The organism is Bradyrhizobium sp. 482_C4_N1_8, from assembly GCF_052075965.1.
Lineage (GTDB): Bacteria > Pseudomonadota > Alphaproteobacteria > Rhizobiales > Xanthobacteraceae > Bradyrhizobium > Bradyrhizobium barranii.
In genome coordinates, this window is the sequence record NZ_CP197231.1 from 4,048,860 (window position 1) to 4,067,317 (window position 18,458).

16 protein-coding genes and 1 tRNA gene are annotated in these 18,458 nt (G+C 61.5%); 13 read left to right on the forward strand and 4 right to left on the reverse strand.

What is annotated here, in order from left to right; genetic code table 11:
* Nucleotides 1-114 precede the first annotated feature (114 nt).
* Both AB7Z56_RS19240 and AB7Z56_RS19245 read left to right on the forward strand, forming a co-directional pair.
* A complete protein-coding gene (locus AB7Z56_RS19240) occupies nucleotides 115-723 on the forward strand; it encodes a hypothetical protein (protein ID WP_283016747.1) in 609 nt (202 codons plus the stop codon).
* A gap of 281 nt (nucleotides 724-1,004) precedes the next feature.
* Entirely contained in the window at nucleotides 1,005-3,125 is a 2,121-nt protein-coding gene (locus AB7Z56_RS19245; RefSeq protein ID WP_071913231.1) for a sodium-translocating pyrophosphatase, read from the forward strand.
* Between the two features lie 169 nt (nucleotides 3,126-3,294).
* Here AB7Z56_RS19245 and AB7Z56_RS19250 read toward each other — a convergent pair whose 3' ends face one another.
* Both AB7Z56_RS19250 and AB7Z56_RS19255 read right to left on the reverse strand, forming a co-directional pair.
* Nucleotides 3,295-4,296, reverse strand: a complete 1,002-nt coding sequence (locus AB7Z56_RS19250) for a Bug family tripartite tricarboxylate transporter substrate binding protein (RefSeq protein WP_166097063.1) — start codon at nucleotides 4,294-4,296, stop codon at nucleotides 3,295-3,297.
* Nucleotides 4,297-4,413: 117 nt separating this feature from the next.
* Nucleotides 4,414-4,899 carry an outer membrane protein assembly factor BamE gene (locus tag AB7Z56_RS19255; RefSeq protein WP_028152489.1) on the reverse strand — a complete coding sequence of 162 codons (486 nt, stop codon included), beginning with the start codon at nucleotides 4,897-4,899 and terminating at the stop codon, nucleotides 4,414-4,416.
* A gap of 98 nt (nucleotides 4,900-4,997) precedes the next feature.
* On the opposite strand from AB7Z56_RS19255, the gene AB7Z56_RS19260 reads away from it, so the two are divergent.
* The 10 genes from AB7Z56_RS19260 to AB7Z56_RS19305 all read left to right on the forward strand — a co-directional run bounded on the left by AB7Z56_RS19260 (nucleotide 4,998) and on the right by AB7Z56_RS19305 (nucleotide 13,943).
* Nucleotides 4,998-5,579, forward strand: a complete 582-nt coding sequence (locus tag AB7Z56_RS19260; protein ID WP_283016746.1) for a ubiquinol-cytochrome C chaperone family protein — start codon at nucleotides 4,998-5,000, stop codon at nucleotides 5,577-5,579.
* Nucleotides 5,576-6,145 (forward strand): YceD family protein, encoded by a 570-nt coding sequence (locus AB7Z56_RS19265; RefSeq protein WP_283016745.1) that lies wholly within the window; start codon nucleotides 5,576-5,578, stop codon nucleotides 6,143-6,145. The genes AB7Z56_RS19260 and AB7Z56_RS19265 overlap by 4 nt, the downstream gene beginning before the upstream one ends.
* Before the next feature lie 298 nt (nucleotides 6,146-6,443).
* Nucleotides 6,444-7,505: a phosphate acyltransferase PlsX gene (plsX, locus tag AB7Z56_RS19270; protein WP_063982863.1), complete on the forward strand. Its 1,062-nt coding sequence runs from the start codon at nucleotides 6,444-6,446 to the stop codon at nucleotides 7,503-7,505.
* Nucleotides 7,502-8,482: a beta-ketoacyl-ACP synthase III gene (locus AB7Z56_RS19275; protein ID WP_071913243.1), complete on the forward strand. Its 981-nt coding sequence runs from the start codon at nucleotides 7,502-7,504 to the stop codon at nucleotides 8,480-8,482. The genes plsX and AB7Z56_RS19275 overlap by 4 nt, the downstream gene beginning before the upstream one ends.
* Before the next feature lie 131 nt (nucleotides 8,483-8,613).
* Nucleotides 8,614-8,955 (forward strand): integration host factor subunit alpha, encoded by a 342-nt coding sequence (locus AB7Z56_RS19280; protein ID WP_028152484.1) that lies wholly within the window; start codon nucleotides 8,614-8,616, stop codon nucleotides 8,953-8,955.
* A 24-nt stretch (nucleotides 8,956-8,979) separates the two neighbouring features.
* Nucleotides 8,980-9,564, forward strand: a complete 585-nt coding sequence (locus AB7Z56_RS19285; RefSeq protein ID WP_071913245.1) for a MerR family transcriptional regulator — start codon at nucleotides 8,980-8,982, stop codon at nucleotides 9,562-9,564.
* 110 nt (nucleotides 9,565-9,674) lie between these two features.
* Nucleotides 9,675-9,752: transfer RNA gene (locus AB7Z56_RS19290), tRNA-Pro, on the forward strand.
* A 182-nt stretch (nucleotides 9,753-9,934) separates the two neighbouring features.
* A complete protein-coding gene (locus AB7Z56_RS19295) occupies nucleotides 9,935-10,144 on the forward strand; it encodes a helix-turn-helix transcriptional regulator (protein WP_283016744.1) in 210 nt (69 codons plus the stop codon).
* Nucleotides 10,145-10,444: 300 nt separating this feature from the next.
* Nucleotides 10,445-12,622, forward strand: coding sequence for an AAA family ATPase (locus AB7Z56_RS19300; protein WP_283016743.1), 2,178 nt, complete (start codon nucleotides 10,445-10,447; stop codon nucleotides 12,620-12,622).
* A gap of 1,168 nt (nucleotides 12,623-13,790) precedes the next feature.
* Nucleotides 13,791-13,943, forward strand: coding sequence for a hypothetical protein (locus AB7Z56_RS19305; RefSeq protein ID WP_354132549.1), 153 nt, complete (start codon nucleotides 13,791-13,793; stop codon nucleotides 13,941-13,943).
* Between the two features lie 1,096 nt (nucleotides 13,944-15,039).
* Here AB7Z56_RS19305 and AB7Z56_RS19310 read toward each other — a convergent pair.
* Nucleotides 15,040-15,321 carry a hypothetical protein gene (locus AB7Z56_RS19310; protein WP_283016741.1) on the reverse strand — a complete coding sequence of 94 codons (282 nt, stop codon included), beginning with the start codon at nucleotides 15,319-15,321 and terminating at the stop codon, nucleotides 15,040-15,042.
* Between the two features lie 1,118 nt (nucleotides 15,322-16,439).
* Between AB7Z56_RS19310 and AB7Z56_RS19315 the strand changes: the two genes are divergently transcribed.
* Nucleotides 16,440-16,763: a hypothetical protein gene (locus AB7Z56_RS19315; protein WP_283016740.1), complete on the forward strand. Its 324-nt coding sequence runs from the start codon at nucleotides 16,440-16,442 to the stop codon at nucleotides 16,761-16,763.
* Here AB7Z56_RS19315 and AB7Z56_RS19320 read toward each other — a convergent pair.
* Entirely contained in the window at nucleotides 16,758-17,978 is a 1,221-nt protein-coding gene (locus tag AB7Z56_RS19320) for a hypothetical protein (protein WP_354124272.1), read from the reverse strand. The genes AB7Z56_RS19315 and AB7Z56_RS19320 overlap by 6 nt on opposite strands.
* Nucleotides 17,979-18,458 lie beyond the last annotated feature (480 nt).

An 18,458-nucleotide genomic window follows, 5' to 3' on the forward strand; every position in this document is an offset into this window, starting at 1 on the left:
TCGCCTCAAGCCCGATCTATCCGGATTTGCCGGTCGCCGCTTGCCGCAACCCCGACGAAAGCAAGTAGATGTATCCGAACCGTTGGTGCGAATGCAGCCAATGGATTTGATTCTATGACGGCGGCCGTTGCGGGTTTGAGCGAGGCGCAGATTGTTCCCGGGAGGGAGTGCGGAAGCTGCACGCTCTGCTGCAAGGTTTACAACGTGGTCGAGCTCGGCAAGGCCGCCGGCAAGTGGTGCTCGCATTGCAAGCCCGGCCGAGGCTGCACGATCCACGACAAACTGCCGAGCGAGTGCGCGGCGTTCAATTGTCTCTGGAAAACCGAGCCGACGATGTCCATGCAATGGAAGCCCGATCAGTCGAAGATGGTGCTCACTTTGCACCCCGAGACCAACAACATCCAGGTCGTGGTCGATCCCGGCGTGCCATCGGCCTGGACGCGGCAGCCTTATCACGGCCAGTTGCGCTTGTTGTCGAAGAGCAACATGCCGAAAGGCCATCTCGTGGTGGTGTTCGTCAATGAGCTGGCGACGCTCATCCTGCCCGACCAGGATGTGCAGCTCGGCAGCCTCACACGCGAGCAGGTCGTTTCGGTGACGCACGAGGTCGGCCCGAATGGCGGCGTCTACGAGGTCAAGATCTTCAACCGGCGTACAACAGCCGACGGGCAGACCCTGGAAATGGCGTCAGCCTCTCGCCATCCCGTGAGGGCGATGGCCTAGGCGTGGCCCAGGCCAAGCCTCGCCCGGTTCTGAGGTCGCCTCCCGGTGCTGCGCCAGGCCGGCGGCCAAGCGCTCGGGATTAGGTCTAAATACTTGCCGAGATCGGCTTTTTCGGCCTCATCCGGCGTTGCACCCTCAATTTGATTTTGGCAAGCTTGTGACCGACCAGGGCCACACCTTCGTGCAAGGGGCGGCCCTGTTCAAATAAGGGCGCCCACCGCATGACGGAAAAACAAAAGGCGCCGGGGGTACGTACATCAAGGATCTGAGGCAAAAATCACATGACAGCATTATGGTTGATAGTGCTCTGCGGAGTGCTTTCCATCGTCTACGCGATCTGGGCGACGTCTTCGGTGTTGAGTGCGGATGCGGGGTCACCGCGCATGCAGGAAATTGCAGGCGCAGTCGCTGAAGGCGCACAGGCGTATCTGCGGCGCCAGTATACGACGATCGGTATTGTCGGCGTCGTCATCTTCGTCCTGCTTGTCTATTTCCTTGGTCTCTACGTCGGCATCGGCTTCTTGATCGGCGCCGTCCTGTCGGGGGCGGCCGGCTTCATCGGCATGAACGTCTCGGTTCGCGCCAATGTGCGCACCGCCCAGGCAGCGACCACGTCGCTTGCCGGCGGCCTCGAGCTCGCCTTCAAGGCAGGCGCCATCACGGGCATGCTGGTGGCGGGTCTCGCGCTGCTCGGCGTGACCCTCTATTTCGGCTTCCTGGTGCACTCGCTGAAACTGGCGCCTGATAGCCGTCTCGTGGTCGACGCCCTGGTGGCGCTCGGCTTCGGTGCCTCGCTGATCTCGATCTTCGCCCGTCTCGGCGGCGGCATCTTCACCAAGGGTGCGGACGTCGGCGGCGACCTCGTCGGCAAGGTCGAGGCCGGCATCCCCGAGGACGATCCGCGCAACCCGGCCACCATTGCCGACAATGTCGGTGACAACGTGGGCGACTGCGCCGGCATGGCTGCCGACCTGTTCGAGACCTATGCGGTGACTGCGGTCGCCACCATGGTGCTCGCGGCGATCTTCTTCGCCAAGACGCCGATCCTCATGAACATGATGACGCTGCCGCTCGCCATCGGCGGCATCTGCATCATCACCTCGATCATCGGCACCTTCTTCGTGAAGCTCGGGCCGAGCCAGTCGATCATGGGCGCGCTCTACAAGGGCCTGATCGCAACCGGCATCCTGTCGCTGATCGGCATCGCCGGCGTGATCTACTATCTGATCGGCTTCGGCAAGCTCGACGGCGTCGACTACACCGGCATGTCGCTGTTCCAATGCGGCATCGTCGGCCTCGTCGTCACCGCGCTGATCATCTGGATCACCGAATACTACACCGGCACCGACTATCGTCCGGTGAAGTCGATCGCCCAGGCGTCGGTGACCGGTCACGGCACCAACGTGATCCAGGGTCTCGCCGTCTCGATGGAAGCGACCGCGCTGCCCGCGATCGTCATCATCGCCGGCATCCTGGTCACCTACAGCCTGGCGGGCCTGTTCGGCATCGCGATCGCGACGGCCACCATGCTGGCGCTGGCCGGCATGGTCGTCGCCCTCGACGCCTTCGGCCCGGTCACCGACAACGCCGGCGGCATCGCCGAGATGGCGGGCCTGCCGAAGGAGGTGCGCAAGTCGACCGACGCGCTCGATGCGGTCGGCAACACCACCAAGGCGGTGACGAAGGGCTACGCGATCGGTTCCGCCGGTCTCGGTGCCCTCGTGCTGTTCGCGGCCTACAACCAGGACCTCAAGTTCTTCGTTGCGGACTCCGCGCACCATCCGTACTTCGCCGGCGTCAATCCGGACTTCTCGCTCAACAACCCCTACGTGGTTGTCGGCCTGCTGTTCGGAGGCCTCTTGCCGTATCTGTTCGGCGCGATGGGCATGACTGCGGTCGGTCGCGCGGCAAGCGCGATCGTCGAGGAGGTGCGCCGGCAGTTCCGCGAAAAGCCGGGCATCATGCAGGGCACCGACAAGCCGGATTACGGCAAGGCGGTCGACCTGCTGACCAAGGCGGCGATCAAGGAGATGATCATCCCCTCGCTGCTGCCGGTGCTGTCGCCGATCTTCGTCTACTTCGTGATCTATGCGATCGCGGGTGGCGGCCCGGCCGGCAAGTCGGCTGCGTTCTCCGCGGTGGGCGCGATGTTGCTCGGCGTGATCGTGACGGGCCTGTTCGTCGCGATCTCCATGACCTCGGGCGGCGGCGCCTGGGACAACGCCAAGAAGTACATCGAGGACGGTCACTTCGGCGGCAAGGGCAGTGATGCCCACAAGTCGGCCGTGACCGGCGACACCGTCGGCGATCCCTACAAGGATACGGCGGGACCGGCGGTGAACCCGATGATCAAGATCACCAACATCGTGGCCTTGCTGCTGCTGGCGATCCTCGCGCACTGAGCGGCGCAAGCGACACAAGACAAAACCCCGCGGCGCGAGCCGCGGGGTTTTTGTTTTGGTGGGCCGGAGCCTCTCACCACGTCATTGCGAGCGTAGCGAAGCAATCCAGAATCTTCCCGCGGCGAAAGTCTGGATTGCTTCGCTGCGCTCGCAATGACGGATGTGGTGCCTACTGCACGTCCATCTGCAGCCCTTCCTTCTGGATGATGCCGGCGAACTTCTTCGTCTCGGCGTCCACGAAGTCGGCGAACTGCTGCGGCGAGCCGTAATCGGCGCGGGCGCCCATGGCGGAGATGTTCTTCTTGATGTCGTCGCGCTCCAGCATCGCCTTGACCTGAAGATTGAGCGCTTCCAGCACGGCGGGCTGCACGCCCTTCGGCAGGAACACCGAGAACCACGACGACACGTCGAAATTGGCCAGCTCCGGCGCGCTCTCGCGCATGGTCGGCAGGTTCGGCGCGAGGTCGCTACGGTCGGTCGTGGTGACGCAGAGGCCGGTGAGGGTGCCGTTCTGCACCTGCGGCAGGCTCGGATAGAGATTGTCGAACAGGATCTGGATGTCGCCGGCCAGCGCGGCCTGGAGCGCGGGGCCCGCGCCGCGGAACGGGATATGCGTCATCTTCAGTCCGGTGAGCTGGAGAAACCAGGCGCCGGTGAGGTGAGGGCTCTGGCCGACGCCGGACGAGGCGTAGCTGAGCTTGTCCGGGTTGGTCTTCAGATATGCGATCAGCTCGGCGACCGACTTGATGCCGGTCTTCGGATGCGCCGAGACGATGTTCGGGATCCGGATCATGTTGGAGACCGGCTGGAGCTGGTCCGGCTTGTAGGTGAGGTTCTTGAAGATGCTGTAGGCGATCGCGTTCGGCCCGGGGTTGCCGATCAGGATGGTGTGGCCGTCAGGCTTGGCGCGGACGGCCTCGGCCGTGCCGATCGTACCGCCGCCGCCGGAGCGGTTCTCCACGACCGCCGACTGGCCCCAGGCGGTCTGCAGATGTGCGGCCAGGAGCCGGCCCATGACATCGGTCGAGCCACCGGCCGCAGCCGGCACGATGATGCGGACGTTTTCCGTGGGTTTCCAGTCCGCCAGGCTCGACCGCGGCAGGATTGCTGCGGCGGAGAGGCCGGCAGCACCGGCGAGCACGCGACGGCGGGACAACAAAGTCTTGGGCACGAATCCACTCCCTGCTTCTTGTTTTGCAGGGAGCGTATGGAACCGGGCGCGCAACGGCAAGCCGCACGCGACGGCAAGCGCCGCGCGGAGGGCGGCACGACGCCGCAGGCTGAAGACTCAGTTAAAGCTGAGCAGCTTGAACAGCGGCGTGAGGTAGTTCATCTCCTGACCCGACGTCGCCGTGGTCCGGCTGATGAAGTCGAAGATTTTGCCGTCCTGAAGGCCGTAATTCGCCAGCCGGCGCACGCGCCGATTCTTGTCGAAATAGACCGCGATGACGCGCTGGTCGACCACCTTCTGGTTCATGAAGGCGACCATCCGCTCCGAGCGCTGCGAGATGTAGTAAAACACCTCGCCGTCGAGGGTTGCGACCGTGGAGGGCGTGCCCATCACGATCAGCACTTGGTCCTGGCTCGCGCCGATCGGAATCTGCTCCAGCGCGCCGGGCGGCAGGATGTAACCCTTCTGGAACTGCTCGCCGGTGCAGCCGGCAAGGGCGGCGCCGACCAGGGCGACGGCCGCGAGCATGCGCAAACCGCGCCAGCGTGCATGAAGGCCGCGCGGCTTGTTGGCGCGCAGGCTGGTCTGGTTCGTTATCGTCATCGTGGAACTGATTCCGTCCCCTTGCGTCGCGCGAGGCGCTGAAGTACCGGGCGGAGACTGCAATTGCAACACGCGCACGCCCGCTTGCGGAACCCACAATGGTTTGGCCGTTCAATCACTTCAGGAAACCCCGGCAAGCCCCGCGCGGCACCATTGAAGCCATCTATGGCATGATCGTGACGCAGGCGCGAGAACCCATATTTTACCGCGACTTGGGCGTGCCCGATACGGTTAACGGGCGTTTCGACCTGTTGCTGCTGCATCTCTGGCTGCTGCTGCGACGCCTGCGCACGGTCCAGAGCGTCAACCAAGGCGCCAACCAGGGCCAGGGCGCCACGGAGCTGTCGCAGGCGCTGTTCGACCGCTTCTGTGAGGACATGGACGACAATCTGCGCGAGATGGGGATAGGCGACCAGACCGTGCCGAAGCGGATGCGGGCCTTCGGCGAGGCGTTTTATGGCCGCGTCCAGGCCTATGACCAAGCCATCGAAGGTGGCGGCGAGGCGCTGGCAGCCGCCATCTGCAAGAATATCCTGAATGGGACCGGCATGGACCAGGCGCGGCGGCTCGCGGCCTACGCCCGGGCCACCGAGGCCGATCTCGGCCGGACCGACGAGGCCACGCTGCTGCGCGCGCCTTTCAAGTATCCCCCAGCGCTCACTGAGGACATCACGCGATGAGCCGACCGAACGCCGAATCCAGACCCGATCCCTGGCGGTCCCCCGTCATCGTCGCGCAGATCCCCGACACCGGCCTGCACCGCAAGCTCGAGGCTTCAGCCGCCGAGCTGGAGGCCATCGCCGAGGTCGGCGGCTTGCGGGAGGTGCTCTCCGCCCAGGCTGCTTTCGACGTCGTGCCCAAGAGCGGCGGCCGGATCCAGGTTACGGGGCACGTCCGTGCCCGGATCGGCCAGATCTGCGTCGTCACCCTCGATCCGATCGAGAGCGAGATCGAGGAGGACGTCGATCTGGTGTTCGCCCCCGAAGCCGAGGTTCGGAAGATGGCCGACCTGATCGAGGAGGGGCAGGACGACGCGGAGCCGCCGGAGGTGATCGATCCGCCGGAGGCAATCGTGAACGGCATCATCGATCTCGGCCGGATTGCCACCGATGCGCTGTTCCTGGCGGTCGATCCCTATCCGCGCAAGCCGGGCGTCAAGTTCGAGGCCGAGGTCACCGCGCTGGACCCCGAGGACCATCCGTTCGCGGCGCTGAAGGCGCTCCAGGACAAGAAGAAGGGCAAATAGCTGGGCATTCCCGGTGAGGATCGCTTTGCGGGGTGCGTGAGCCGCTTGTCCGGATGCTTTGAAAGGAGCTTATATCTGTTTGATTTCAATGCGCTTATTGTGAATTTTCGCCGCCGCCCGCGGGTCGCCCCGAATGCAAAAGGCTGGGGGCAAGAGGTTGTTTCGGGATAACAAAACGCTATTGTCGCGCCCCGGTCCGGGCGCCGCGTGGCGCCTGACCGGTCGCCATGTCCATGGCGGACCCATTTTGCGGCACAGCTCGTTCAAGACCGCACCAGACCAGGTTTCCAGGACTTTTATGCCAAGCAAGGTTCGCATCGCGCTTGACGCCATGGGGGGCGACGTCGGCGCCGCCGTGGTCATTCCAGGCGCCGCCATCTCGCTTCACAGGCATCGCGAGATCGAATTCCTGCTGGTCGGGGACCGCGCCAAGATCGAGCCCGAGCTCGAGAAGCATCCCGCCCTCAAGGCCGCTTCGAAGATCATCCATACCGACGTCGCCGTCGCCATGCACGATAAGCCGAGCCAGGCGCTGCGGCGCGGCCGCAAGACCTCCTCGATGTGGCTCGCCATCGACGCGGTGAAGAAGGGCGAGGCGGATGTCGTGATCTCCGCCGGGAATACCGGCGCGCTGATGGCGATGTCGCGCTTCCACCTGCGCACGCTGCCGGGCATCGACCGCCCGGCGATTGCCGGGGTATGGCCGACCAAGCGCGGCGAATCGGTCGTGCTCGACCTCGGTGCCGCCATCGGTGGCGACGCACACCATCTGGTGTCGCTCGCCGTCATGGGCGCCGCGATGGCGAGCGTCCTGTTCGACAAGCCCCGGCCCACGGTCGGCCTGCTCAATATCGGGACCGAGGAGATCAAGGGGCACGAGGAGATCCGCGAGGCCGGGGACAGGCTGCGTGCGGTGAACCTGCCGGAGCTCGATTATCTCGGCTTCGTCGAGGGCGACGGCATCGGCAAGGGGCTGGCCGACGTCATCGTCACCGAAGGCTTCAGCGGCAATATCGCGCTCAAGGCCGCCGAGGGAACCGCACGGCAGATGGCGGAATTACTCCGCAACGAGATGCAGCGGAGCTGGCTGTCCAAGCTCGGCTACCTCTTGGCGCGCAGCGCCTTCAAGGCCCTGCGGGACAAGATGGACCCGAACAAGTCCAACGGCGGCGTGTTCCTTGGATTGAACGGCATCGTGGTCAAGAGCCATGGTGGAATCAGCTCCGAAGGCTTTGCCTATGCGATCGATGTTGGCTATGAGATGGCTCACTACGATCTCCTGAACAAGATCAATCAGATGCTCAACCGCGAGGGTGGTGCACTTAGTTCCGTGCAGACCGCGCAGGAGGCTGTTTCGTGACTCAAATTCGTTCGGTCGTGCTGGGCTGCGGCTCTTATTTGCCGGAGCAGGTGGTGACCAACGCCCAGCTGGCGGCGCGCATCGATACGTCCGACGAATGGATCGTGCAGCGCACCGGCATTCGCGAGCGGCATATCGCGGCCGAGGGCGAGTTCACCTCGCATCTGGCGATCAAGGCGGCGCAGGCTGCGCTCAGCGACGCCGGCGTGGACGCGCAGTCGATCGAGCTGATCGTGCTGGCGACCTCGACGCCTGACAACACCTTCCCCGCAACCGCGGTCGCGGTGCAGCACGCGCTCGGCATCAACCATGGCGCGGCGTTCGATCTCCAGGCGGTGTGCTCGGGCTTCGTGTTCGCGCTCGCCACCGCCGACAATTTCCTGCGCACCGGCGCCTTCAAGCGCGCGCTGGTGATCGGCGCCGAGACCTTCTCGCGCATCCTCGACTGGAACGATCGCGGCACCTGCGTGCTGTTCGGTGACGGTGCCGGCGCGGTGGTGCTGGAGGCACAGGAGCAGCCGGGCAACGCCGCGACCGACCGGGGCGTCGTGACCACTCACCTGCGCTCCGACGGCCGCCACAAGGCAAAGCTGTTCGTCGACGGCGGTCCGTCCTCGACCCAGACCGTCGGCCATCTGCGCATGGAGGGCCGCGAGGTCTTCAAGCACGCGGTCGGCATGATCACCGACGTGATCGTCGACGCCTTCCAGACCACCGGGCTCAATGCCGACAGCATCGACTGGTTTGTGCCGCACCAGGCCAACAAGCGAATCATCGACGCCTCCGCCCACAAGCTCCACATCGCGCCGGAGAAGGTGGTGCTGACGGTGGACCGCCACGGCAACACCTCGGCGGCCTCGATCCCGCTGGCGCTGTCGGTGGCGCGCAAGGACGGCCGCATCAAGCGCGGCGACCTGGTTTTGCTGGAGGCGATGGGCGGCGGGTTCACCTGGGGCTCCGCGCTGGTGCGCTGGTAGCGCCACATTCGATAAAATTTTGCCGGAATTAGCCATTATCGATGCGCCTGCATTGATGAGCGCTGTTGACCGGCGTATCGTAACCTCATAATTTCAGACAACAATTGTTCGCCGTGATGTGGGGCAGGGCGATGACCGACCAAAGCAAAACCGTAACGCGTGTTGATCTCTGCGAGGCCGTCTACCAGAAGGTGGGCCTGTCGCGCACGGAATCGTCCGCCTTCGTGGAACTCGTCCTGAAGGAGATCACCGACTGCCTGGAGAAGGGCGAGACGGTGAAATTGTCCTCTTTCGGCTCCTTCATGGTCCGCAAGAAGGGTCAGCGTATCGGCCGTAACCCGAAGACCGGCACCGAGGTGCCGATCTCGCCGCGCCGCGTCATGGTGTTCAAGCCGTCGGCCATCCTGAAGCAGCGGATCAACACCCAGCATCGCGGCAATGGCGACGCCAGCAAGGCTCAACCCGAGGCGTAACCGCCTGCGCGAAGGATTTGGCATTTGGACAAGGCGCCGGATGCGTTCCGAACCATCAGCGAAGTAGCGCAGGAACTCGACATTCCGCAGCACGTGCTGCGGTTCTGGGAGACCCGATTCTCCCAGATCAAGCCGATGAAGCGCAGCGGCGGCCGCCGCTATTACCGCCCCGACGACGTCGACCTGCTCAAGGGCATCCGCCGCCTGCTCTACGGGGAGGGCTACACCATCCGCGGGGTGCAGCGGATCCTCAAGGAGCACGGCGTCAAGTCGGTGCAGGGCCTCGCCGACGGCGCGGCCGCGGTCTCGTTCGGGGCCATTGAGGATGCCATCGGCGCCAGCCTGATGGAGCCCGACGACGACGACGAGGCGCCCATCAAGGGCGTCACGGATGCCGACGAAGACGACTACCAGGGCGACGAGGAGGAAGGCATCGACTTCCGCTTCACCGAGGTCGACGACGAGGACATCCTCACCACCTTCCGCAAGGGCGGCACCCCCGCCGCACCAGCCGGGCCCAGCGCCATCGACCGGGAGCGGCTTGGGCGGGTGCTCGCCGACCTTGTCGCGTGCCGGGAGATGCTGGATCAGGCGCTGAAGGACGGCTAGGGGCGCTTTTCGCGAGCTTTGCCGGCAGTTCCGGCGCTGTGGGCACGGACGCCAAAATGCTGTGACCTCGCCTTGCGCAAAGCGGCGATCCTAGCTAATGGAACGACGTTCGGAGCGTGGCGCAGCCCGGTTAGCGCACTAGTCTGGGAGACTAGGGGTCGGAGGTTCAAATCCTCTCGCTCCGACCAATAAAATCAAAGACTTAGCGGGAAGTCTCAAGAGCTGGCTATAAGATTTTTAGCCAATATGTAGCCAACGGCCCAAGAACCACGCCCCCATCCCAAAAATATTTTCCGTCGCCTTTTTTAGTATCCCGTCGTTGGACGCGCACTACTCCTGTGAATGCAATGCCAACCACGGGAGGGCAACCATGGCGAATATCAGGGTTCGGGAAGCAGCCGAATATCTCGGCGTCTCAAAATCTTTTCTGGATAAAGCTCGCTGCTACGGGACCAACGGTCCTGAGTTCATGCGTTTCGGCAAGGCAGTCGTTTATTCAACCGAGGCGCTCGACGAATGGGCGCGGTCCTGCACCGTAGCTAACGACAACAGCAAAGAGAGCGGCACCAAAGCCGCCTAGCACGACTGGCGCTTTAGCCAGGTGCACCGCGCCAAAGGCGCAACCCCGATTTAGGGGATTCCACATTGCGAATAATCAGCATCCGCCCGGCACCTCCGGGCTCGACGACGCTCGCGCGTTTTGATCTCGAACTGAACGACCACCTCAAACTCTACAACCTCGCTCTGCGGCAGCGCCCAGGTGAGAGGTCCTGGACCGTTGCGCCCAATGCCTTCAGCGAGCGAACTGCCGCTTTTGGCGAGCAGTTCAACCGCGCGATTTCTGATCTTGCCCTTGCGAAACTCTTGGAGCTTCCGACCGATGCAAACCGCAGCTAAGACTTCCACTGACCCCACCGAGGCCATCGTACATCTGCGCCGCGGCCTAATCGCGCAGGGATACCGAGTCGTTCCCTGCAGTGGGAAGAAGGCCTGTGGCCTGGGCTGGTCAAACTCAAAGTGGTCAGCGGAGCAGATGGAGGGCCTGGCGCGGTTGTACCCGCACGGTCATAACACCGGCGTTCTTACTGGCTCTGTCGTCGCTATAGACGTCGATACGCCAGACCAAGCAACATCAGATGCCATTCTTGCAATGGTCGCGAAACTTCCGGGTCTCGCAGCCGCGCCGTATCGCATCGGGAAAGCACCAAAGCGCTGTTATGTATTCCGCAGCGACAGTCCGCGCGGAAAGGTAGCAACCGGCGCGTATTTGATCGACGGCCAAAAATGCCAGGTCGAGGTGCTGGGCGCCGGGCAACAATTCGTGGCCTACGGCACACATCCCGAAACCGGCCGCAATTACGAGTGGTTCAACGGTTCGCCGGCCGAAACGCCGTTCGTCGAGCTTCCTGAGATCCACGCCGATGACATTGACGCGATGCTCGCCAGCGCCGAGGCGTACCTTTCGGAACACGGGACGCTCATAAAGCACGGCAGTAAAGCCCCAGCCAATGACAATGAGAAGCCGGTGCACGCATGGTCTGACCATCCGTGGTCGGCACTCAACCAGCGTGCCTATGACTATCTTGACGCTTGGGTGCCCCAGCTGGGTCTTGAAGAGCTGAAGCGATATCACGCCGGCTACCACGCGGTTGCGAGTTTCCGTCCGTCGAATAGTTCGACGGCAAAGAAACGTGGGCGCGCTCTAAATATCCAACCGGAGGGCATCTGCGATTATGCGGATAACAACCGCGGATATTCTCCGATCGATCTGGTTGGAGTGTGTCGAAGGCTGCAATCGCACGAAGCGGTGGATTGGTTGAGGGAGCGCGTTGGCGAGCCAGACGACGGCACGCACGCGGTTAGCCCTGAGGCGCTGCTGAAGAAAAGGGATGCCGGGAATGTTGGTGTAGACGATGACGAGGACACCCGGGACGCGTTCCCCGGCATCATGTCGTCAGGGGAGTTCGTGCGCGGGTTTGTTCCGCCGGATTATTTGATAGACGGCATTATTCAATCTGGATTCCTCTATTCGATTACAGGGCAGACCGGCGCCGGCAAGACGGCCGTAGCTCTACTGATGACTTCGTGTATCGCACGAGGTGAGCCGTTATCCGGGCAAGGTGTTAAGCGTGGTCGGGTTCTGTATTTCGCGGGCGAAAACCCGGATGACGTACGGATGCGCTGGATTGGATTGTGCCACGAGTCAGGTCTGAATCCAGACGACGTTGATGTCCACTTTATTGAGGGCGTGTTTTCGATCCCGGAGTTCGCCGAACGCATCGAGCAGGACGTCATCGCCCTTGGCGGTGTTGATACGATATTCGTCGACACCACGGCAGCCTACTTCCCCGGCACCGACGAGAATAGCAACGTGGAAATGGGGGCCTACGCGCGACTTCTTCGCTCCCTGACGCGTATGGAGTGCAGACCCGCCGTCATCGCAGCGAGCCACCCTATTAAGAATGCAAGCGAAGGCAACCTTCTGCCGCGTGGCGGCGGGGCGTTCCTGAATGAGGTGGACGGCAATCTCGCTCTAGCAAAGAAGGGCGAGCGCACATCCGAACTTCATTGGCAGGGCAAATTCCGAGGCCCCGAATTTGCTCGTATCACGTTCGACCTTCCCGAGATCCGCGTTCCGACCCTTGTGGATAGTCGTGGCAGGCAGATTCCCACCGTCATGGCGAGAACTGTAAGTGACGGCGAGCTTTCCGCGCGAGCGGCTGCTGCCATGAAAGAGGACCAGGAGATGCTTATTGCTATTCGCGCCAATGGCAAACGCAGCCTGCGCGACTTGGCGGAATTCCTGAAGTGGGGCGATGACGACGCAGCCAAGCGCAAGGCACAGACCGTGACGGACCGTCTCAAGAAGGCGCAGATGATACAGTATGACCTTGGTGTTTGGTCACTTACCAAAAAGGGCGAGCAAGCAGCCCCCGAAGCCGCGCGCGTACTGCACGCTGAGAACGCGGCACGGCAGAGCGCTGCGAACGTCGTTTCGTCAGGCCGGCGGAAGCATACGTCGGCCGTACCTGCCCGCGGGCGCTACGGTACGGACTAATAAAAACATTATATAAAACAATAGTTTGTGTGCGTACGCCGTGCAGGACGCACAAACATAAAACCAAATACTATGACGGGGTGTGTGTTTTACACACCCCCGTCATTGGGAGAAAATCTAATCGTACGTACCCTCTATTTCTCTGGGGGGCACGCTGTACGGTACGACGTGCCATAGGGGCAGGGTCCCTCGATCCCTCCCGCCGTCCACTCAGGGACCTGGCGCCCCAAGGCGGACTTTCACGCGTGCAGAACCAAAACCCAAACACGGGGAAGTGTGCAGCCGGCAGCCGGCCACGCCAAGACCGCTGAAGCGGTAAAAAACGAAACCCTTCAAGGGTGCACAACACCTGTATAAACCAGCAAACGACAACGGCCCCATTCAGGTCGCCGACTTCACCGACCTTGCAGCCGCCGTGCATGGCTAGAATCCGCACCGGCTACCCCCGCAACCCACCGCGCTCAGTCGCCCTCTTTGCGGGACAGTATGCGCCTCGGATGGCGGAAAAGTTGCTGCGGAAGCGCAGGGCTATGACAAGGCGGGGGTAGGGGCCATCTCGATCTCTCCCACCGTGGGCCTCAACTTCCGGCCGCACAATCGCGCGCTAAATCCCGCAGGTTTTCGAACTTTTTTCCCCGTGTGCAGCCGTCAAGGCCACACCAAGAGCCGAAAAGGCCCAGTACGTCACGTTACGAGAGATAATCCATGCATCGCACCCCACTCGAGTCCCGCCTTGCTCGCGCCAGCAGGCGCTCTGATTTGCGGCTCTTGCAAGATTACGCCGCGCCGCACTCGCCTTCGGCCTGGATGCCGGCGAGTGATAACGAGGTTGGCAATGCCCAAGTTGACCGGATCGTGGAGATCCGGCCGTCGCCAGACGAGGTAGTACGGATCGCCGCAAAGGACGCTATTTTTAGCCCGTGACAGCTATGGACCGATTGCGCCGCAAGAGCTTGACGCGGCGGCCCGGCGCCACCTCAAGGTTGAAGGCGGGCGCATCCTGAAATGGAAGAGCTCCGACAACCGTTGGCACGACGCTGCGGAGTTATTCCGGCAGGTCAAGGGGCGGGCGCCGAAGTACCGATGAGTAGCGGCAGGCGGACAATCAGCGGCACCTCGCTATTCGCGGCAGCGGTGGGTTGCCGCCCAGCTTGGTGAGCACTTCGCAATGCTGGAAGCGAGCTTGGACGGCCTGACCGCACGCCAGATAGCCGATACGAAAGGCTGGGGCTCGGGCAAGGCCGGTGAGCGCAAGGGCGTCGCGGCACAGGACAATGCGCTGGAGGCGTTGACGGCACTGGAGACAAAGCTCGCGGCCTAGCAATGAAACCATGGTCTAGCCTCATTTGAGACTGGAATCGCCAACCAATATCTCCCGCGCGCTAGGGCGCGGGGAGGCGGCGAGACGTGGCGAACGGGCGGCGACGTAATGTCTATGCTGCGCAGATCTTGGTCGACGGTAGTCCTGTGCGGTGCAAGGTCCGCCACCTCACGGATTCCTCTGCAATAGTCCAGATCGATAACGCGCCCTTCGTGCCTGCAGCCTTCGGCCTGCGCGTTCCAAGTGCTGGTTTGGATATTGATTGCTCGGTTGTATGGCGTGATGCGCGGCGTCTCGCCGTGAAGTTTCTGAACTGACTGCCAATGTCTCGTGGCAGCGCGCCGCAGAATTGAGGGGGCATGTGCCGTCGACAAATCCCGCTTAGCATCTGAGGCGCATGGACGGGGGAGGGGTGAGTCAGATCCTTCCGACCTTCGTCCATAGCTACCGGCGGCCCCCAAAAATTCGCGCATCTGCAATTCAAAACATGGGGTATCTGAGGTTGCATTGTCTAGCAACGCAGCTGACGAGAGGTCCACGCCGTGTGAAAGAGAGCGAAGATCAGCGCTCCCGCTCCGTAGTCGACGAAGAGATCCTTCTGAAGCCATTAGCAATCGATCCGATCGGCCCGGAACCGTCTCCGTGGATCTCCGCGCGGAGGACATCGGCGCGTTGTTTGGGGGGCACCGAAGAGATGATACCGGCTGCCGCGAGCGGCAGTGGCCTGATCCGGCTAATTTCGTGGAGACGGAGGACTTTCTCGTGGCCGACCAGACTTCACGATCCAGTGGTTTCGAAAAATCGGCTATGCGCGTTCGAGCAGTCCGCAGTTTCGTCGTGAGTACGACGACATCGTCGATGGGCTGAGCAAGGCAGGCGTTCCGGAACAATGAGGCGACTACCAGATAGCCGGACTTCGCCTATGGTAAGAGAGACGACAAGGTCTCCTTCTGGCCCTCAGCGACGGAAATTCATGTCCGCTTGCACGTCGGCATTCAAGGCAATAACGGACTCGTTTTGCTCACCGTGAGATCTTCTCAGTTTAACCCATTGCGGACGTACAAATTGCGGTTGCACGCGGCAGCGCGGTTGGCTTCTATTCCTTGGTATGTGCCTGACCGGCGGTGGTGTGGTCTTCCACCTTCCCTTCGCTCTTGAGCTTTGCGGCTCTGTCTTCGTTCTTCTTTGCTGACTCTTCCTTGTCGCCTGGAGTGGCGCATTGTGAACCGGCCTTGAGATCGCCCCTCACTTGAGCCTCATCGGCTGAATTCTGCTGAGATTTATCTTGCTGGAGCTTGTCCTCGCACTGCTCGGCCGATGCGGTGGCGGCGACGCAAGAGAAGGTCAGCGCGAAAGCGATTGCGATCGATCGATGCACGGAGGTGTTCCTTGAATACTGGGCTAATTTACGCAGCAGCGAACGCTTCCAGCGCGGCGTTTATTGAACTTAATAACCTTCTCAAGGTTCCGGATAACTAGTGCCCGGCTTTAGGCTGCAGGAATGCCCGACGCCCAACTAAGTCCCAAGAGTCCGCTATGGGAAAGGAGCAGACGACTGTCGGGTAGGGCCGTGACGACCGGTGCTGACCCCAAGCGGACTTCTCTAAGCGCCGGCGCAAACTCGCGAAGAACAAGGAAAGTTGCGGCTGGAAATTCCTGATCCGAAGCACATATCACCGGGATGGTGACAGTTGTGCAATGCACTTGCGGTGCTGAGTACAGACGCACCGAAGAGAAGTTTCCGCATACAGGTGACGCGGTCTGCGCAATCTGCGGAGCTGTTCTGGAATCATGGCAGGAAAGCAGCCGCGTTCATACGAACTTATTGAACGCCCGAAGACGAGGCTTTCAATGTCGGTCTGATTCCGAGAGCAGCGGACAGATGCTGAATGGACCGGGGGTTCTCGGTCCAGCAACCTCTCGGCGTTGGCGGGTAAAGGAGGCGAGCATGACCAATATGGCTTGGTGCGCTCCTTGTTTTCGGCGGCGTGCTCCAAATGGCATTTCAGCCCATCTGGCGAAGCCGACTCAGCGGTGGAAAGCGGCTTCGCTCCGGGCGAGACACGCTGGAGCCTGAAAGACCGGGCAGCGGCTTCGGCATCAAATCGAATTGGCCTGGACTTGTGATGGTCGCGCTTGGCGGCGCGTTCTTGCTGGCCGGCGCTGCCATCTGAGTTGAAACCAATGTCTCAGGCGTCGCCCGTTATCTGGCCAGGCCAATGTGCTTCCCTCCTCCTGGCCCTTAGCAGACAAGGCAGCCGGTTCATCGATGGCGGTAGGGCCGAACACGGAAAGGGAACGGTCGGACTTCAGCTTTTGACTCAGGCGGAGTCACCCGCCGGACGCATGGTTGGCATCTCCAAATTTTCCGGGCATTTCTATTCCGACCATCCGATGGGAGAGCACGGCGATCACCCACAATGCCGCCGGGCGGCAATGCCCGCTCGGCGGCCGTTAGCGCGGGAGGATGCTGAGCGCCGATATGAGGAGGTACCAATGGCAAAAGCTCGTTCAACGTCCATCAGCAGACGAAGCGTCGTCGCAGGACTGGCGATGACAGCCGCCCCCGTGGCTTTGGCTGGAGCCAATCAAGCGCATGCGCAGGTCCAGCAAACCACTCCGGATCAAAGCCTGTATGAGCGACTTGGCGGCGTTTTCGCCATTGCAGCGGTCGTGGATCACTTCAGCGACGTTGTCGTAAAGAACCCTACCGTCGGCCAGAAGTCAAAAAATCCGCAATTGAGGGAATGGCACACCAAAAATCTGAAACGTTTGCCGGCCTCAAATTCATGCGGACCACTTACATCTCTGCCCTCATGAGCGACCAAATGTACGGCGCGAGTAGCTTGAGATTACAGACGTGACCCGTCTGCGAAACTCTCGCACGTCGGCGGGTTCCCTGAAATGCGCATCCTTGATCAATGGCGTCAGCTCGTTGCGAAGGGCTTCAGGCAGTGCGGCCATAAGTTCGTTCAGCGGTCCGTGAGGTGGAATTCGGACTAAATGTCCCCCAATTATTGCTACCCCGGGACCGCAGTTGATCACGCCCCAGAGAATGATCGCGATAATATCGTCCCGCTTGCCGCGCGGAATTCGGAGAGGTGGGGGGCTCAATAAGAATCCATGCCCGGCGGAGGAACCAGCATTGGTATGTAGTTCACCCCAGCCGACAATTGCCCCGGAATCATTCATTTGAATTGCAAAGTCTAGACTCCAACCGGATCCGGACGGGAAGAGATCGCTTACTGCTGTGATAAACCCTCCGCTTTGAAGATAGTAGTTAAATTCGTGCTCAAACAAGATTTGACCGTTAGCATTGAGGTCAAGAATTTGGCCATTTGAGAATGGCGCGAGTGTGTCGGTGGTGGCATCGTAAATTGCCTGTACTTCGGGGCCGCCCCGACCAAAAAACCAAACCCACAGCTTGTCGTCGTTGGTGATGCGAATTCCATTGGACATGACGATGGGATTTGCCACCGCGCGCAGATTTGCACCATCGTAAAAGACGGGCACTTCGAGCTGATCGAAGCCTAGTACCCACCCTTGAACTCCGATCGCGTGGCCAATATCGTTGATATCTTTCAATTCAAGGAAGGCCGTCGATCCGGGTGGTTGCGACAGCGGTAACGTTGGCAACACCCAAGTAACCGCCTGGGTGTTGCGGTTGAAGATAAAACCTCTCTGATCATCCAGGACGCTCCCGCCCTTTGCCGCTGTTCCCACCACATCGCCGGAATTGTTCAGCGCCAGGGGTCCAATTGCGGGATAACCCGGAATTGCGATCGGCTCGGTCGTATTCGTTTCAAGATTGTAAAGCGCGTATTCCCGCCCGGTGGAGCCCTGCACTCTGGCGAGGACAACGCGCTCGTTGTTGATGGCCAGTACATCTATGATCTCAGATGGAAGAGTGATGAGAGTGCCGTCCACGAGGCGGACAAAGTTTGGCGGGTTCAACCCGGAGCCCAGGATGACGTCGCCTCGATTGCTTATTCCTTGTGGCCGCATCGGACCAAGATCTACGACAGAATAGCCCATCGGGTGTCTCCTGCAGATTGCAAGTGTTCTTAGCACGGTCTGGTCGAGGGCACTTTGGGATTTTGCCGGCAGATGCCCGCGGCGTCTTTCCTGACTATCCGGCTCCAGTCATCCGCAACACTGATGCCGGGAGCGAGATGGTGCGATGCGCTGGGGCATGCCGCCACCGCCGCACACGGGCGGCCCGCCGGGAGACTTATCAGGAACGTCGCGCAGCCCTAGCGAGGTGCGTGCAGCAGGAACCCCTCACCAAAAAAGAACAACTTGAGGCCCGCCACGGCTGGGAATAGGGTTGCTCAATGTAGAAGTGAAGAAGAAATAGCCCGATAACCCCTCAGAACAGGCGCGGTTTCTCGTTCCTAATTCGAGTTGTGACCGCGGCGATGATATGCCGGCGCAAACTACGCTCAGAGATATCAGCGAAGGGACATCCGCGGTAAAAGCGTGTTGGGATGCATAGCGCTGCCGATTTCTTTCGGC

Bases quoted from the DNA above. Each gene is read 5' to 3' on its own strand.
- AB7Z56_RS19305 (WP_354132549.1), top strand. From the start codon at position 13,791: ATGCTGGAAGCGAGCTTGGACGGCCTGACCGCACGCCAGATAGCCGAT.
- AB7Z56_RS19295 (WP_283016744.1), top strand. From the start codon at position 9,935: ATGGCGAATATCAGGGTTCGGGAAGCAGCCGAATATCTCGGCGTCTCA.
- AB7Z56_RS19260 (WP_283016746.1), top strand. From the start codon at position 4,998: ATGGTTTGGCCGTTCAATCACTTCAGGAAACCCCGGCAAGCCCCGCGC.
- AB7Z56_RS19265 (WP_283016745.1), top strand. From the start codon at position 5,576: ATGAGCCGACCGAACGCCGAATCCAGACCCGATCCCTGGCGGTCCCCC.
- AB7Z56_RS19320 (WP_354124272.1), bottom strand. From the start codon at position 17,978: ATGGGCTATTCTGTCGTAGATCTTGGTCCGATGCGGCCACAAGGAATA.
- plsX (WP_063982863.1), top strand. From the start codon at position 6,444: ATGCCAAGCAAGGTTCGCATCGCGCTTGACGCCATGGGGGGCGACGTC.
- AB7Z56_RS19240 (WP_283016747.1), top strand. From the start codon at position 115: ATGACGGCGGCCGTTGCGGGTTTGAGCGAGGCGCAGATTGTTCCCGGG.
- AB7Z56_RS19245 (WP_071913231.1), top strand. From the start codon at position 1,005: ATGACAGCATTATGGTTGATAGTGCTCTGCGGAGTGCTTTCCATCGTC.
- AB7Z56_RS19315 (WP_283016740.1), top strand. From the start codon at position 16,440: ATGGCAAAAGCTCGTTCAACGTCCATCAGCAGACGAAGCGTCGTCGCA.
- AB7Z56_RS19300 (WP_283016743.1), top strand. From the start codon at position 10,445: ATGCAAACCGCAGCTAAGACTTCCACTGACCCCACCGAGGCCATCGTA.
- AB7Z56_RS19255 (WP_028152489.1), bottom strand. From the start codon at position 4,899: ATGACGATAACGAACCAGACCAGCCTGCGCGCCAACAAGCCGCGCGGC.
- AB7Z56_RS19280 (WP_028152484.1), top strand. From the start codon at position 8,614: ATGACCGACCAAAGCAAAACCGTAACGCGTGTTGATCTCTGCGAGGCC.